Raw genomic sequence first — 16,542 nt, 5'->3', positions numbered from 1 at the left:
AAGGCACCCGATTCAATGTGCGGAAAATGTTCGGGAATAGCCCTCCCAACACCGCTGGACAATGCGTCCCACCTCGTTCAACCGCATTTCCCCGTCTGCCACCTCGCCGAAAAGAGACGCCCGACCCTGCGTGGAAACCGTCACGAAATACGCCCCCGGCTGGGTGTAATCATACCCCCGCAAACGAATGCTGCGGCGATGATGGCGTTCGGGATCAAATCTCATAGGCAGCGCCTCCGCCCAACTGCACCACCCGCACCACCTCATTCCCCCGAAAATCAATGACCTTCACGGCAATGCGCCGATGCTCGCCAGGCTGGAAGGGGAAGGAGACGGTGCCGCGCATCCGCTCGAAGGCCTCAGAGTCAATCTGTGCTTTGAGCGCCCGCTCGAGCTTTTCCCAAGCCTTATCGTCCCCAGGAAAGAACGCCTGACAAATGTGGAAAGTCTTGCCATCGTAGTCGGTGTCCAGAAACCAGGCGGCCACATCGTCGCCCCGGGTGCTCTGTACCTCGCCCGTCAGCGGGTCATAAATGTCCACGCCACGCAGCTCCACAATGTACGTCCCGTCCTTCTGCTTCTCCACCCGCACATCGGGCTGGCCGAAAACGGTGAAAATCTGGCTGGCACGGGTGGTCTTGAGCAGATCGCCCACCAAGACATCGGGCGAGATGTTGGCAAAATGCACCTGAAGCCCCGCCACCGGGGCCTTCTGGATGAGCGCCTGGGCCTCCGGATCAAAGGCAAATCCCGCCACGATCAACACCTGGTAGCCGTTCATCTTGGCCGTAGGGATCGCCTCCTGCACTTGGTGCGCAATCACCGGCCCGTGTTGGGGTCCAAAACTGATCGCCACCCGCAGCGCCTCCCCGTTTTGCCCGGCTTCCGCCTCGGCATGCAAATATCCCAGGTTCAATGGTCGCAAACCCTGCAACTCCAGTCGCTTCCCGCCGGGGAAGAGCACCCCGCCCTGCTGTTTGAGCAGGTTGATCATCGTCGTCAGGTAATCCCCTCCGCGGTCGCTGACACGGGCTTGCGCCTCTTCTGCCTCAAACTGCGGAATGGGTGTTTGTGTTGGGTCTTCCACCGCCGGCACGGGAATGGCCTCGACGGTGAACGGACCGGAGACGCGGACCACGCCGCGCACCACTTTGGGCCGGTCGTAAAGCGTCTCTTGTGGAGCGTTGCGCTGGATGCTCTCGTCGATCTCCTTTCGCTTCTGGCGCTTGAGCTCCCAGAAACGCCCCAGGGCCGCTTTGGCCTCGTCGGGCCAACCTTCCGGAGGCATCGGGTCGGGCACCTCCTCGAGGCACTCCCAGCGATGACCGGTCAGGCGATAGACCGTTTCTAACAAAGCAGCCGCCTTCTCTTCCGCCCCCAACTGTCCCGAGCGCTTGAGTTTCAGCAATTGCCAGTAGGCGTCGTGGGCTTCCTTGGGCCAGACCGGATGGGGCACCTCGCGGGGGACTTCCCATTCCAGCAACTCGTTAACCCTAACCTTCTGCCCACTCGGCAGCGTCGCAGTTTTACTGTCGGGGGCAGAAAAATCCACGAATTGCCCCGCGCGACCGCCTTCTTTGACCTCGATTTCTATCCGTTTACCCCTGAGCGCCTCGTTCAGCTCTGCCAGCGCCTGGTCAATCTGCGGCTGGTATTTGGCGGCGATGGCGTCAATCTCGGTGTTCTTGGCAATGCTCTCCAATGTGATGTGGGGCACCGTCTCGTAGACAAAACCACCCGCCGGGCCGCGTTCCGGGTCACACAGTTCGTAATAGTCAAACTTGGCCGTCATCAGGCGCTGGCGGGCGATCGCCAGGGCCACGCGGGAGGTATCGCAGGTGATCCAGCGCCGGCCCCACTTCTCGGCGCAGTAGGCCGTGGTGCCGGAACCGCAGGTCGGGTCGAACACCAGGTCGCCCGGGTCGGTGGTCATGAGAATGCAACGCTCGATGACTTTACTGGCGGTTTGGACCGCGTACATCTTGTCTTCTGCCCCCATTGTGTCATCCCATACAGTAGTCAGTTCAACGATGGGGAAGTCGCTCAGGTAGCGCACATAGCGAGGACTAGCCCCAGCCACTGTTATGCGGCCAGCCTCCTTCAACCGTTGCATTCCGTCGGGAGTAGTTGACCATTGTCGATTCTGAGGGGGGCGGAACACTCTGCCATTAAGGTCCAACGCATAAACACAGGCAACGGTAGCGAACATTGTGTGCAGCGAGGTAGGCTGGAACAGCAGAGCATCAGCCGGTGAATCTCCCAATCGCGCCTTCATGCCATCGCGAAGTTCTATACAGCGATACTGCTCCGCAGTTCCAGTGACGGTCTTGGATAGGTACAACTGCCGATACTTCAACTGAGCACGCCTTTTTGCGTACCAGAGCAGAAAATCATCTATGACGGTGAGGCCACCGGATCCAAGGCCTCCTGTCTTCCTAAACGCCACTACCGCCACAAAGTTCTCCCGCCCGAACACCTCGTCCAGGAGACACCGCACCAAGTGGAGGTTCTCGTCGTTGATCTGCACGAAGATGGAGCCGCTCTCGGTAAGCAGCTCCCGCGCCAAGAGCAGGCGATCCCGCAGGTAGGTGAGATAGGAGTGGATGCCCAGCTTCCAGGTGTCCCGGTAGGCCTTGATCTGCTCTGGCTCGTGGGTGAGGTCCTCCTCCTTGTCCTTCACATCGCGCCGGTCAATGCGGGGCTGGAAGTTGCTTGAATACTTGATGCCGTAGGGCGGATCAATGTAGATCATCTGCACCTTGCCCGCCATCCCTTCCTTGACCAGGAGCGAGTTCATCACCAGCAGCGAGTCGCCCAGAATCAGGCGGTTGGCCCATCCGACCTCGTGCTGGTAGAACTCGATCTGTTGGTCGGCTGGCAGGGGCGTTTCGCCGAACAGGTCGGGTTGAATTGGCTGCGGTCGGCGCACGGCTCGCAGAATGGCCTTGGTGGAGATACGCTCGTGAATGTGGAGCGAGACGACATCCACCTCGAACGAGGTGTGCTCGGCCTTGCCCGCCCAGACCAGTTGCGGATCCAAATGGGGATCGTAGCGGTACGACTTGGTTTCTCGCTGCCGGGATTCATAAGTGGGGGCGATCCCGGCCGGAGGGTTATTCTTCCGCTTGGAATTTGCGTGCCGAAAATCCTTGACGTTATTGCCATCTCCCCCGCTACGAGACTGCTTTTTCTTAGCCATGTATCGTTCCCCAGTAACCCTAAATGATGGACGATTGCCCGAGTCTTCCACTTATTCCAACAGAAGAGATCTTACCGCGGCCAAGATACCCTAGACCAGTAATCCCGGTAAGGCCCGTGGCCCGTCTCTCGAATGGGACCAACTCAACCGCCCCGGGCGGAACCGGGCCCTCCAATGCCTCCTATGATTCGGATGCAACCGGGATGCTGGTCGTGGAATCCGGGCCTGTTGGAGGGACGGCTTCCACGCCGGCCAATCCGACCTATGGAGGGCCGATTTCTACGTCGGCCGTTGGTGGGAATGCCACCGGTCGGGGTGGCATGCGACCTTCCAACCCAATAGCCCGGGTGAAACCAAGGCAATCGGTCGGGGTGGAACCCGACCCGCCGATGGGTTCCATGGCTCTGGCGCCCAGCCAAAAGTTTACCTATTTTCGCCGGGGCGCGCAACAGCGCCCAATTTCGTTAAAATAGGCAAACTTCCTCTTACCACGTCTTCCCGGGTACGACACGGGTTCACCGGTAGGGGCAATTCGTGAATGGCCCCTGCCACGATGGTGACGCCCCGTAACCAGGGGGACACCGGGCACGACAAGCGTGCCCCTCCGATTTTTCAGAAACCCCCTCGCGGGGAAACACCGCTTCGCAGGGACCTGCCTGTCGGTCCGCTTGTCCAACTATCGAACGGTCTACCGGTGAATAAAAAGAGACTATCCACCGCCGGACTACTCTCCGACGTCACCCGGCCAAAGGCATCGTAGATAAGATGATTGACCACGGTCGTCATGTCGCTGCCCGGATCGTACTTCGCAATATCCCGAACCGTGTTCAGGTGGTCCGTCAAGGTCCACTGTACGGTTTCATCAGGCCCGTTGTCAATGTATTCCTAGGTTATGATCGATGGTACCTTCAGACAGTATCTTGCTATTGCGCCGTCAGACGAGGTTAAGGTTGAGCACTCGCCTAGCCACAAGAACACTGAACCATCTATCACACCTCACCGAATGGTTTCCGTACTATATACGTTGGTCACCTTCCAGATTGAGTAGCGAGCCGACCGCAAAGCAAGGTTCAGTTAGATTTCCCTAGTCGTCATCGACGACCCCTTCCCTCCACTGGCTCACACAATGGTAGCGGTCGTTCACGGCCATAATCGTGCGACGAATTGTTTCGGCCACTCTCGTGCTCTGCGATTCGCAAGTCATTGCCAAGTTAGCGCAAGTTGTATTGTAACCACCACCGGCGATGATCCCTTGTGATTCCAGCTCTTCCAGAAGGTCATCCATGAATCGATCAAGGGTCTCTCGGGTGATACCAGGAAAGAACTCCAGGGTGTAATCGTATTCGGCCATAAACGCACGGATATGGATCACTGAAGCAAAGAAAGTGTGCAGCCTCAATTAAGCGACAAAATCTGATTTACGGTCTTTTGGGCAACACCAATACTTATTTCCTGTGGAACAATAAACGGCTCATTTTGCAATATGACTTTGACGTGACTACCCTTTCCGCCACCTTTCACTACCGTTCCGCCCCATTTTGTCAGCAGCTTCACAACACCGTCCTGTCCCAAGTTCCTTATATGATTGACAACCTGCCCTTTGTTTATCACACCAGTTTCAATACAGCACCAAAGCGCGGCAGGACTCTTTAGGCAACCCTGGAGTGAACTGACGCAGCCAGTCGGATCAATAAAAGCGGTGGAACGATTCCCCACATACCGATACAAATTCCCATCCCCACCGGCAAAGCCGATCGGGTCCTCGCTCAGCCAGCGGCCGACGCGGGCATCGTACCAGCGGTTGAGGTTGTTTTGAAGTTGAGTGTCACTATCGAAGGGCCTACCGGTGAATAAGAAGAGACTATTACCGACTAATAACGGCCAGTTATCACAGTAGAAGACGTCCCCTCTCGCCAAATTACTCTCCGACGTCACCCTGCCAAAAGCGTCGTAGATAGGACAATTGACCACTTTAGTCGCCCCCTTGCCTCCGCCAAATCTGGGTTGTCCGGTCTTGCGACCACGCTGAAAACCGTCTGCGGGTCAAACTTGGCAATATCCCGCGCGGTGTTTAAATATCGGCCGCGATTTCTGTTATCGAATCTGCGATAATCCGATCTGTGTTTACTTGCTTTGCCGAATCGGAGTTTTCATTATTGGTGCCCGGGCAACCGTCGTTCGCTGTATTACCTCTTCCAAAGCCGTGGAGAGCGGTATGTGAGATGGATCGTTAATGATGCACAGGGTTATACAGGGTTAGTAAATGCAGAGCCATTTACCGTAGTCTGTAGCCGAGAAACAACACCTCGTATAATGTCACCGCAACGTAGATACCTATGCACAATAGCGCCTGTATGATAGGGTACGCAAATAGTGCCAAATGCGCTGCCGTGTCTGGATTTGGAGGTCCCCTAAAAATCGGAGCCAGATATCCAAGGACAAAGATAACTCCCACAACGGATGCGGGTCGAGAGAATCGGATGGAGGACTTGACGCCGTCTTTTTGTCTCAACAATGCCGCTAATCCTGCGCAAACCAACGGAACGGCCACGGCTTCGCCAGTTAGGAAAAGGCATACCTCGATACACTCCCCCCGCCGAAGACCGGCAGCCCAGGCCAACAATCCAGCGAGTATGGCGCAGCATACAAGCACCCGTTCCGGCCATGGGATGGATGCCTTTTGGTATTGGACATGACGCTCATCCATCTTGGCTACTCCCAATGATGGCAAGGATGTCGAAGTAAATCACCTTCCAGCCGATATCAACGGGTGAAGCGTAGTCGCTGTAATAGCGGGTCCCTCCTCGCAAGTATTCCCTTGCACGTAGATGCCGTAGTCACGACGGGACACAATTGGATAAACATGCCCAAATTCGAATGTGATGCCGAACCACTCCTCTAGATCAAGGGGATCAGCGAACTCATCTTTGATCTCAAACGTTAACTTACACTCGGCGGAATACTCTATCGCCGGCCTATTTTTGTTGGCACAACATTCGTGTCCGGTTTTCACATTCACTTCGCACAGCACTCGGCGGAAAAAAGTGCTACGCCCGAGTGGATATATCACGAACGTAGAATTTACTACGTCCGTATCGTGATACCACCAGGGAAAGGACGTAACGTCACAGTCCGCGCCCTGCATGACACCGTGCAGCATCGAAACAATTTTCCGACCAAAGTGTTGCTGCGATCGTTGAACATCAGGTGAATTCCAGAACGTGTCATGAAGACCGATCTGTGCCAAAGTGACTTCACCCCCACCTAACATATAATGCAACAGGAAGTCATCCCACGTCCAGTGTCCACCATAGACATATTGCGACCCCCCCGGCAGGAGAATATGGTTGGTCCCAGGTGTGATCAATCCCAACCAGTCGCCACGGAGTATTACACCATTCCCCACATACCGATACAAATTCCCGTCCCCACCAGCGAAGCCGATGGGATCCGCGCTCAGCCAGCGGCCAACCCGGGCATCGTACCAGCGGTTGAGGTTGTTTTGAAGTTGCGTGTCACTATCAAATGGTCTACCCGTGAATAAGAAGAGACTATCGATCGTCGGATTACTCTCCGACGTGACCCGGCCGAAGGCGTCGTAGATAAGATGGTTGACCGCGGTGGTCATGTCGCTGCCCGAATTATACTTGGCAATGTCCCGGACCGTGTTCAGGTGGTCCGTCAGCGTCCACTGTACAAGGTCGGCCGTGCCGCCGTCAACGGTCTCCTCGGCCAGGATCTGATCCACCGCCGGGCCCCAAAATACCGCTGGCGGAGGTGGCCGATCTGAGGGTGCTCGAAGCTGCTCGCCAAACAGCCCGGCACGTGCGTTCATCGGGGTTGGTTGGGTAAGTGATCGTTTTGGCCGGCGCCTCCTGAACCGCGCTTTTTCTGACAAGTCTCGTTGGCGTCATTGCTCCCTGAGGCCCCATTTCCCTCCCTCGGTGGAGCAGCACGACCGTTCGTGAAACGTGAGCCGGGGTGGCGTAACCCCTTCGGCGGAACCACCGTCCCGTCCATCAGTACTACAACATTGAGAATGGAGGGCAAGCCCCCCAATGCTCCGCCTGGCCTACCCCAATACTCGATGACCCAATACCACCGATCACCCGCGCGCGGCACGAGGCTGATGCCTTCCAGGGACCATAGCGTGTCTCTGTCGGCAGAAGACCTGAGCAGTCTCGCCTTCTCCCGCTCGGCCAGGGCAAGTGCCTTTCTGGCCGACAGGGGCGGATTCGCTTCATTCGGTCGCCACGGCGGACTGCGCCGAAGCATTTCGCAGGATATCGTGGTGACAAAGTCCCGGCCATTAAACGAGCTGTACACCTTTTCTCTTACCGGCAATGACGGAGTGCCCGGTCTTGTTGCCCAATAGATCGACGGCGACTCGTCATCCCGTATACCATACTCCCTGGGCTGAACGAGCGTCCCATCCAGCAGCACCGCAAGCGTGAGCCCATACAGCTCGTCGCGGTCATAGTGGACCTTATAGGAAATTTCCCAATACCAGTGGTCCTCCCAGGGCCTAAGCCTAACTTTATCCAGGTACCAAAAAATACCATGCTGTGGCGAGTCCTTGACCAGTCGGGACTTTTCCTTCTCCGCAAGTTTGAGTGCCTTTCTGGCCGGAAAAGGCGGATTCGGCTCGCTCTCACGCCAGGGGGGAGATCCGTCCAAAGCTTCCCAGGAAATCTCTGTGGAGAACACCCTTGTGTCCGGAGAGCAGTCCTCCCACGTTATAGCAGGGCCCGGCTCTACGTCAGGACAACGAGGCCCCAGAACAACCGCAATCGCGAAAAACAAATTTGAGACGACACGCATAAGACACTTTTTCAGCTACAAAGGCATCACGCAATATTACCTGGCCATGGCTCCGGGAGCTCTCCAGCGAACAACATCTGCACAACACGTGTTGCGCCGGACGTTGTCCATGTCGCTATGACTTTACGAACAAAGGTACCCGACCTCGGCTGAAGCCCCGCAAACGCGTTGGCGTTTCTTGTAGAACGCAACTCCCCCGCATGGGTCATCGGATTGTTGGGAACAAAGTCGGCCGGCAAGTTCGTGTATGGATAGAACGCGGCAAATCCTGTCATCACGATGGTGCCGCAAGTGTCTGGGAGGCCATTAGGCTGGCTGAATTCGTCATCGACAGCCACTCCCGGCCTGGTCACTGGGGATGGCTGACCTGGCCGCACTTCCCACGCTTCCCAATAGCCCCACCTTCCATCATCCCGCGGATCGTGAATTCTGTTGCCGTTTGCATCCCTGACATCGAACTCAGCCGTGACATACTGTATAATCCAGCTTGTCGAGGGAAGGCCTGTGTGTTTTGGCGGCATGATGGGGCGAGGTTCTACAATCCAATTGATGACGGCCCTGAAGCCCCCCCATTTGCCTTCGTTTACCCGAGGCCGAGCTCCTACCCGGAGAGAATAATACCGGACGGGTTCCCATTCGGCTGCCCCTTCGCCGGTGGGATCGGGAATCGTCCCCGGGCTATTGCCGCAGTAAACATACAGGTTCACCCCACCACCGAATTGGATCGGGTCTTCGCTCAGCCAGCGGCCGACAGGGGTATCGTACCAGCGGTTGAGGTTGTTTTGAAGTTGAGTGTCACTATCGAATGGCCTACCCGTGAATAAGAAGAGACTATCGATCGTCGGATTACTCTCCGACGTGACCCGGCCGAAGGCGTCAAAGATGAGATGATTGACCACGGTGGTCGCCCCCGTCTGCGGGCAACATGTAACAATTTGCGGCTTCACAGCACGCTGTCCAATTAGGGTTAGCCGTCTAGCTACGGGCAATGTTTGTACTCTGTGGGCATTTTCGATTCGCGCGAGTTGCCTTGTAAATATGACAATACCAGTAAGCAGGGGCAGCCAATGGCCATAATAGAACCAGCACTAATGCCCAAAATTTCCTCTGGTCCGGCCGCAGATAGCCATTTCTAGATACATGGTACAAAAAATATGCCACAACAGTCATCGTCGCAAATCCCCCAATTCCTGCGACAAGAATAACACCAAATCCAATCGTCGGCGGTGGCTTCCACTCTATAAGAATCGAAAACATCACCAACACAAAGGCACCGGCAAAAAGAAGCCAGCCGAGGCTGGCTGCACCCAAGATGAGCGTCGCCGCGCGACCATGGGTCGGTTTCTGCCCTCCGTGCTCCTCAGCATTGTGACACGGTTGCCTTTGAACGGCCACACTCTTTGTCAGCTCATCCGTGAAATCACTGGTCTGGGGTTTGTCCATTGTCCACCAAAACAACGGGCAGCCTATTGGGGCGAAGCCCAGAAGTAACAGCGCCCATATTATCTTTTGGTCGGGTGTAAGGTGACTATCGTTGTAAACGCGATACACATAATAAGCTGCCACATAAAGAATCGCTAGTGAAACGACAATCCCCGTCACGAAGGTTACCGAAAACAAGGTAGGGTCCCAAGAGCCATGAATAAGCGATAACACCAAAACGCAAAATAATGGAAAATAGACCAGAATCGGCGAAACGCTTGCCACGCCGCGAAGGTACCATGTTAAAGAAGATCGCCCGAACATTCTACACCCTACGGTCAACGTGCGAGGCTAGAAATTCTTCCAAATGACATGAACGACGGGTGTTACACCTCCACTTAGGCCTACTTTGAAGATCCAATGCGGTACCCACGGGACGGAAATCCCCGCACCGCCCGCCCAGCCTGCCTGGGGATTTAACCCAACCTGTCCCCCGATAATGCCCACGCCCCCAGAGATGTCGACTGAAAACCCTTTTAAAAACTCCGGAACTGTACCCTGGCTTATAAATCCTTGCGCACCAATACTCACCTCTACCCCGACTGCCAAGCGAGGCGCAAGAATCACCGCCGCATTGCCTAAGTGGTCGGAGACAGAATAAACATACAGACATCCGCCAACTGCGAAGCTAAAGCCACCGCCAATAATCACCCCGCGAACGACCTTGCCGTCGGGGTCAAGGGCCTCCAACGGATCATTTTTAACATACCGATACAAATTCCCGTCGCCGGCGGCGAAGCCGATCGGGTCCTCGCTCAGCCAACGGCCGACCGAAGCATCGTACCAGCGGTTGAGGTTGTTTTGAAGTTGGGTATCACTATCGAACGGTCTACCCGTGAATAAAAAGAGACTATCCACCGCCGGATTGGTCTCCGACGTCAGCTTGCCGAAGGCGTCGTAGATGAGGTGGTTGACCACGGCGCAATCTCGTTCCCGAACAAAGCGATCCACGCCACTTTCCGATCCAAATCGCTCGGACATGACGAGCGCCTTTTAGTGCACCACAAAGCTACCGCGTAGACGCGGCCAATCAAATGACACCACTTCGTGGCAAAACCTGCATCGATAAAAAACGACGTAGCGAGAACACATTCGCAGTCGTTTTACTTTCCGTAAAGCAAACCATTTAGCGCACCGGGGGCATACCCGGAACAAACCGGCGCGTAGAGGGAACGCTACTATTCTTTTGAACGTCTCTACCTTATTATCTTGCATTGCTAAAGTCGCTGTTTATTCTAGGGTTCCTTGGATTGAGTGGCAAATTCCTTTCGATTGGTACTATCCGTGAATGCGTGTTCAGTCAGGTCTCACAAAACCAACGCCTACATAAGTACCATCCGAGGTTGCGATCAGCTTGGCACGCAAAATCGTAAGCCAATACGCAAGTCAAGAATATCTGCCTTCGGATAGGTTCGTTACCTAACCCCCCTCCGGATACCAAACGTGCATAAAGTTCGCAGACCACTGCAGCACGCTTTCGACAGCCCTGATAGGTTACCTCCACGTCCTTTATACAATCGCCATACGTTTTTGGCTTGAAATATGGCCAAAGCCCGTTCGGGTCTTTCTCTGTGTGCGCGGTATTCTCCACATACCGATACAAATTCCCGTCACCACCAGCGAAGCCGATCGGGTCCTCGCTCAGCCAGCGGCCGACTGAAGCATCGTACCAGCGGTTGAGGTTGTTTTGAAGTTGGGTGTCACTATCGAACGGCCTTTGAAGTTGAGGATCACTATCACATGATCTAGCCGTGAATAAGAAGAGACTATTCCTGACTAACAATGGTCCCACTTCGAATAACAGGGCACCCTCTTTGGTCGGATTAGTCTCCGACGTGACTCGGCCAAAAGCGTCATAAATGAGGTGATTGACCACGATCGTCGCCCCCTTGCCTCCGCCACATCTGGGTTGTCGGGTCTTGCGACCACGCCGGAAACCGTCAGCGGGTCGAAGATCGCAATGTCCGGCACGGTATTCAACGTGGTCGGTCAGAGTTGATCGAACATGCCCCAACGATTCCCTCAGCGGTTCTATCATCAAGGAGGTCATCTCCCCCATATCCACGGTTGACGTACCTTCCTGTAGCTTATGTCGAATGAGGGATTAGTCCACATGTAACCGGTGTGTTATGCGGTGGTCACCAAGTTGTCCATGATGACATCTAAGTAATAACCTGGATACTCATCCTCAATATCCATTATGATCTGGCGGACAGCGCGAGTCTTCGGAATTCGAGACGCATCCCAGCTAATCACCACGGGCGAGTGAAACTTTTCCCCTTTTACGGTGCAATACACCATTTCCACAAGTGGCTTCCTTTCGCTATCCCACAGGATGACACTTTGCCCATTGCGCAGATGCTTTCGAAGAAGTGTAAGCGCAATAGCCATCCTACATTCCTCTTGGAATTCGTGAACCAATCGATTCAATGCATAACTTTCGAATAGGTTTAAAGGACGCGCCTGAATCTCCAGAAGGAGGGTCGTTCCCGTGCTGAATAGATGCCAACGAGTTAATTGTGCGTCGACGCGCGCAACGGTTCTGCCTGATCGCGATACGATGTCTTGACGAAACGCCGCACTACCTAGCGTCTCTAACAGTTCTTCTTGTTCTTCCTGCGTAAGGGCGGGCGCCGGAAACGGGGCTATATCGTAAGTAGTGCTCACGGCCCGTGGGTAAAAAACGGCGACCCCAATGACAACACCCCCTACAGGTGCTGCAATGATTACGCCCAGTAAGACGCGCTTGACTGCCGTATTGCTCATTCACACCTCACTTCTTCGAAACACAAACATTCCCAACTGCCCCAGCTCTTTGGCATCTATTGAAGAGTGCCGAATAAGCGAGTTGTTGACACACACTACTCGGATAGTTCTTCTGCGGCCATCCAAAAAACCGGCATGTCTAACTCCACGGTCCTAAATTCAGCTATCCGCTTAAGCTGTTTACGCCCGAAATCGGTGACCTCAGTCCCTCGCAAATCGAGGGATTGTAAGTTTCTCAGGCTAGTAAGCTGCGGAATTCCGTTGTCAGATATACGCGTAGCGCTCAAATCTAACTTCTGAAGGGTTGCGAGTTTGCTTAACCAATGCAAGCCCTCATCCGTTATGCCTGTGCCGGATAAATTTAAAAATTCCAGATCTTTCAAATTCGCTATATATCGCAAGCCTTGGTTACTAATGCCAGTATTTCCGAGTCCCAACGCGCGAAGCCGCTCAAGGCGAGCGATATGCCGCAAGTCCGCATCACGCACGGGCGTGTCGTCCAAAAAAAGAGCCTGCAAGCTCTGAAACCTACTAAGTTCGGATTTGTTCAGATCGTCCAGCGGATTCCCTGAGAGATCAAGCGATTCCAAAGCCGGTAACGTCACCAAGTGTGCTAACCCGGGGCCGTGAACGCCGCAATTCCGCATGGAAAGAACACGGAGCCCGTGCAATTCTTTCAAATGTGCAAGAGATTCATCAGTAATGGCTGGAAAACCACTGAGATCGAGTACCTGCAGATTACATAAAGCAGAGACGTACGCCAGAAAGTCACCGGTCAACTCCCCTTTCCCCGTTATACATAGGGATTCCAGATCTGGAAGTTTTGTGACAATCGCCAGTCCTTCATCGCTAACTGTGGGCTTATCGTCTCGCAAGGTTCGTAGAACATCAGGGCCGATGTCGATGAGCAAAGCACGGATGTGTGACCGGCCCTCCACCGCCTTCGCGATGTCCTCATCGGAATAGGCATTGACAAGAAGCCAATGTGCGGACTTACCTCTTTCCGGAATCGCCAGCGGTATCGTGCCAGTCCGTTCATACTCGCCGTCGTCACATCGCAAGCAGCCGCAACCCATGCAAGCGATGAATCCGACAGAGAGTGTAATCCCTAAAAATCCCTTTCCAGTCCGTGTGCACATGGGATCGCAATTCTCTTCCTTCAAATCTTCCTGAACTTCAGATGTCAACGACTAAACGGCAAAAAACGGCCATCCTACCACGAGCCTAGGTTTTCTCGCAACACGGTCCACATTCGCCGTAGAATTCTTTTTGATAAACAGCTAGAAATAACACCGTACCCAAAGACCACTGATCGTCTTCCTTGCGTGGATCAGTCACAATCACGGCAGTCCAATCCCCAAATAACCCAAAGAATCGACGGCTCAGCTTTACGAAAATCCGGAGCTCGCCCTCAAATTGTTGTGCAACCCGGATACGTTGACCAGGCCCAGGTATCGTGCCGGCCGGACATCGTTTATCGATGTGGAAAATAATTTTTCCGTCGTTTTTTGCCCATTCTCGGGTTGCATCCTCGACGAGCTTCTGTATTCTCTCCTTCGAGAGGCCAGAGGAGCCCTTCGCCGGAAGAACCACACTTATCGTTCTTATGGGCTGGATCACTCGGTATGTCAGCGTACCTCGATACCATAGCGTTAACCCTTCCGGGTCAACGGCTGTTAAGCTTCTATTCCCCACATACCGATACAAATTCCCATCCCCGCCGGCGAACCCGATTGGGTCCTCGCTCAGCCAGCGGCCGACGCGAAAGTCATACCAGCGGTTGAGGTTGTTCTGAAGTTGGGTGTCACTATCGAACGGTCTACCCGTGAATAAGAAGAGACTATCCACCGCCGGATTACTCTCCGACGTCACCTTGCCGAAGGCGTTGTAGATGAGGTGATTGACCACGGTGGTCATGTCGCTGCCCGGATCGTACTTCGCGATGTCCCGGACCGTGTTCAGGTGGTCCGTCAGGGTCCACTGTACGAGGTCTGCCGTGCCGCCGTCAACCGCCTCCTCGGCCAAAATCTGGTCCACCGCCGGGCCCCAGAGGCCCAGCCTGGCGGGTCGAGCGCACCGAAGACCAACCATCATCAAACCATCACCTGACCAAACGGGCGGGTTTTCGCCTCCGGCTCAATCTACCCTACGGGGGCTACTTTTGTCCCCCTTGCTGATCGCCCTGAAAGGCTCCGGTATCCCACTGTTGCCGGACCGCTTTCCGACAATGTTCCAAGTAGTCGCGCAAGTGTCCCGTTTCACGAGAGGCGACCTCAACAGCCTCAAGATAGTCAATGGCAGCAATCCCATTTGCAGAAAGGTATCGGATGTGGAATTTGGCGATTTGGTCAAGCTCTTTCCCGCAAATCTCGGCCGACGCGGAATACCTGGCCTGTAGCTGCGCACGAGAGAGAGACTCGCTATACGCGATGAAGCTAACCACGACCAACCAAATGATGCAGAGTGCACAAATCACCCGCGACATATGCGCCATGGCATTTCTCCCTCGCGCCTTGTCAAGAAGAACTCGCCATCCACAACACGCCTAAATGAATACAGACACCTCCGTCAATTGGCCGTTTCACCGCTTACCGGGGGCGTGGTTTACACACGCTAAGCTCCCCGACCTGGCGTGGCCCAGGGGACCAGCGTAAGTCCGCGTCGAAGGCGACTGCTGCTCATGAATCGCGCTCTGATGCATTGCGCTATGGCCACGATAACACGACGCGATGGGCCTTACAAAGGTTTTGTTCAGTCTCCTCGTCGGCCTGACCGTATGCCTGCCCATAGCTCAAGGTCGGCTTGGTATACGAAGGAACACTTTATGCAATTCCAAAAGGAGAGGTCCTTCCGCCTCCCCTTCAGAAGGCCGGCGGTGATCGCCGACCTTGCGAACCACCTGCAATCGCGCACCCCGGCGATATATCTGCCTGGAGTACTCTTGGTTTGGCTAACAAACTCTCTGACCCCTTGCTGAAACGCTGCCTTGTCATAACACTCGTCAAAGATCATAACCTCCACACACACCGAATAGCCATGCCCGTGGGCGATGGTTGCTGGGTCTGCCTCCGGATAAACTTCCAGGTCATTGTCACGTATGTCTCCCTGGCCGACAACATTCAGCCGCTCTTCGAAGAATCCCCACCCTTGGCCATCGATTGTAATGAACCAATGGCTTGGAACACGCCCCCAGAGGGGATCACCCTTAATGAACCCCGTGCAATATTTCACGCCGGAGGGGATCGCTTTAAGACCATCCGGGTCGGCCAGCCTTTGGGGCACGTTCCCCCCATACCGATACAAATTCGCGTCCCCACTGGCAAAGCCAATCGGGTCCTCGCTCAGCCAGCGGCCGACGTGGGCATCATACCAGCGGTTGAGGTTGTTCTGCAATCCGGTGTCGGTGTCGAAGGGTCGCGCGGTGAAGAGGAACAATGAGTCCACCGCCGCATTACTCTCCGACGTCACCTTGCCGAAGGCGTCGTAGATGAGGTGGTTGACCACGGTGGTCATGTCGCTGCCCGAATCGTACTTGGCAATGTCCCGAACCGTGTTCAAGTGGTCCGTGAGGGTCCACTGTACAAGGTCGGGTGTGCCGCCGTCAACGGCCTTTTCGGCCAAAGTTGGTCACATCAAGTGCATGGTCGCTTTCAGACAGTCAGGCAAATCTGTCTCTGTCGCCATGCCACTATTGCGCAAGTTTCTTGTCACGCACATCGCGGCGCAGAATTCGTATTGGCTCCGAAAGGCTATCATCGCTGAGCAAGAGGCCGAAATAGAGGTTTTGATCGAGCTCGAACTGGCGAGGTAGTACAACCGTCGCTGCCCTCCGTTCCTCAGGAAGCTGTTTAGCGACCTCCTCATCAAAAGTGATCGAGAGGACTCCCAGACGCATGGCTGATTCAACACTGAGGTCCTTGATTACCCGAAAAGATCCCTTCTCGTGAAATCTCACCGAGTAAGCCGTGCCTGCATCCACCCACTCCAACCGCATGCTACTCTTCACCACTTTGGGATCTAACTCAGAGCGAGAGACAAAATAAACGCCTGCGATACTCGCATCATCAAGTGTCAGCCATGCAATATCTAAGGAAAATACATCATCGGAGTTTAGAACGCGTGAGGGACGCATGATTGCCCATAAAACAATGGGCTGTCGAAGGGCTTGTGAGCCACCGGCCTTAAGAGACTCACGAGCCCTGAAACACGCAGGTAGTACCTCTGGATCAAAGACGGACTCACCCCGAAGGATACCGTCCAAAATGCTCACTGTA

Annotated in this window: 17 protein-coding genes; all 17 read right to left on the bottom strand. The window is 54.7% G+C overall.

Going from position 1 to position 16,542, the window contains the following annotated elements; all coding sequences use genetic code 11:
* Positions 1-12 precede the first annotated feature (12 nt).
* Entirely contained in the window at positions 13-225 is a 213-nt protein-coding gene (locus THTE_RS18305) for a hypothetical protein (protein ID WP_207651717.1), read from the bottom strand.
* Positions 215-3,199 carry a site-specific DNA-methyltransferase gene (locus tag THTE_RS13595; protein ID WP_095415939.1) on the bottom strand — a complete coding sequence of 995 codons (2,985 nt, stop codon included), beginning with the start codon at positions 3,197-3,199 and terminating at the stop codon, positions 215-217. The genes THTE_RS18305 and THTE_RS13595 overlap by 11 nt, the downstream gene beginning before the upstream one ends.
* 612 nt (positions 3,200-3,811) lie before the next feature.
* On the bottom strand, positions 3,812-4,042 hold the full coding sequence (locus THTE_RS18040) for a hypothetical protein (protein WP_157732107.1): 231 nt from the start codon (positions 4,040-4,042) through the stop codon (positions 3,812-3,814).
* A 241-nt stretch (positions 4,043-4,283) separates the two neighbouring features.
* A complete protein-coding gene (locus THTE_RS13585; protein WP_095415937.1) occupies positions 4,284-4,550 on the bottom strand; it encodes a hypothetical protein in 267 nt (88 codons plus the stop codon).
* A 44-nt stretch (positions 4,551-4,594) separates the two neighbouring features.
* On the bottom strand, positions 4,595-5,170 hold the full coding sequence (locus THTE_RS13580) for an RHS repeat-associated core domain-containing protein (RefSeq protein ID WP_095415936.1): 576 nt from the start codon (positions 5,168-5,170) through the stop codon (positions 4,595-4,597).
* Positions 5,171-5,945: 775 nt separating this feature from the next.
* Positions 5,946-7,034 carry an RHS repeat-associated core domain-containing protein gene (locus THTE_RS13570; RefSeq protein WP_095415934.1) on the bottom strand — a complete coding sequence of 363 codons (1,089 nt, stop codon included), beginning with the start codon at positions 7,032-7,034 and terminating at the stop codon, positions 5,946-5,948.
* The gene (locus tag THTE_RS13565; protein ID WP_157732105.1) at positions 7,031-7,906 is read right to left on the bottom strand and encodes a hypothetical protein; all 876 of its coding nucleotides are present in this window, start codon (positions 7,904-7,906) and stop codon (positions 7,031-7,033) included. Before THTE_RS13565 ends, THTE_RS13570 begins: the two co-directional genes overlap by 4 nt.
* 140 nt (positions 7,907-8,046) lie before the next feature.
* Complete coding sequence (locus tag THTE_RS13560; RefSeq protein WP_157732104.1) at positions 8,047-8,967, bottom strand: RHS repeat-associated core domain-containing protein; 921 nt, start codon at positions 8,965-8,967, stop codon at positions 8,047-8,049.
* Positions 8,968-8,995: 28 nt separating this feature from the next.
* Positions 8,996-9,766, bottom strand: coding sequence for a hypothetical protein (locus tag THTE_RS18035; protein WP_157732103.1), 771 nt, complete (start codon positions 9,764-9,766; stop codon positions 8,996-8,998).
* Positions 9,767-9,793: 27 nt separating this feature from the next.
* Positions 9,794-10,483, bottom strand: coding sequence for an RHS repeat domain-containing protein (locus THTE_RS13550; protein ID WP_095415930.1), 690 nt, complete (start codon positions 10,481-10,483; stop codon positions 9,794-9,796).
* A 319-nt stretch (positions 10,484-10,802) separates the two neighbouring features.
* Positions 10,803-11,540, bottom strand: coding sequence for an RHS repeat domain-containing protein (locus THTE_RS18725; protein WP_420823849.1), 738 nt, complete (start codon positions 11,538-11,540; stop codon positions 10,803-10,805).
* Between the two features lie 89 nt (positions 11,541-11,629).
* Positions 11,630-12,268, bottom strand: a complete 639-nt coding sequence (locus THTE_RS13540) for a hypothetical protein (protein WP_095415928.1) — start codon at positions 12,266-12,268, stop codon at positions 11,630-11,632.
* Positions 12,269-12,363: 95 nt separating this feature from the next.
* Positions 12,364-13,407 carry a leucine-rich repeat domain-containing protein gene (locus THTE_RS13535; RefSeq protein WP_095415927.1) on the bottom strand — a complete coding sequence of 348 codons (1,044 nt, stop codon included), beginning with the start codon at positions 13,405-13,407 and terminating at the stop codon, positions 12,364-12,366.
* Between the two features lie 85 nt (positions 13,408-13,492).
* Positions 13,493-14,362: an RHS repeat domain-containing protein gene (locus THTE_RS13530; RefSeq protein WP_095415926.1), complete on the bottom strand. Its 870-nt coding sequence runs from the start codon at positions 14,360-14,362 to the stop codon at positions 13,493-13,495.
* 61 nt (positions 14,363-14,423) lie between these two features.
* Positions 14,424-14,762, bottom strand: a complete 339-nt coding sequence (locus THTE_RS13525) for a hypothetical protein (protein WP_095415925.1) — start codon at positions 14,760-14,762, stop codon at positions 14,424-14,426.
* A gap of 257 nt (positions 14,763-15,019) precedes the next feature.
* The gene (locus tag THTE_RS13520; protein ID WP_095415924.1) at positions 15,020-15,889 is read right to left on the bottom strand and encodes an RHS repeat-associated core domain-containing protein; all 870 of its coding nucleotides are present in this window, start codon (positions 15,887-15,889) and stop codon (positions 15,020-15,022) included.
* Positions 15,890-15,956: 67 nt separating this feature from the next.
* Positions 15,957-16,262, bottom strand: coding sequence for a hypothetical protein (locus THTE_RS18030; protein ID WP_157732100.1), 306 nt, complete (start codon positions 16,260-16,262; stop codon positions 15,957-15,959).
* Between the last annotated feature and the right edge of the window lie 280 nt (positions 16,263-16,542).

The organism is Thermogutta terrifontis (genome assembly GCF_002277955.1).
In the GTDB taxonomy this organism is placed as follows: Bacteria; Planctomycetota; Planctomycetia; order Pirellulales; family Thermoguttaceae; genus Thermogutta; species Thermogutta terrifontis.
Note: the sequence above shows the minus strand (reverse complement) of the source record. Positions and strands in the feature narration are given on the sequence as shown.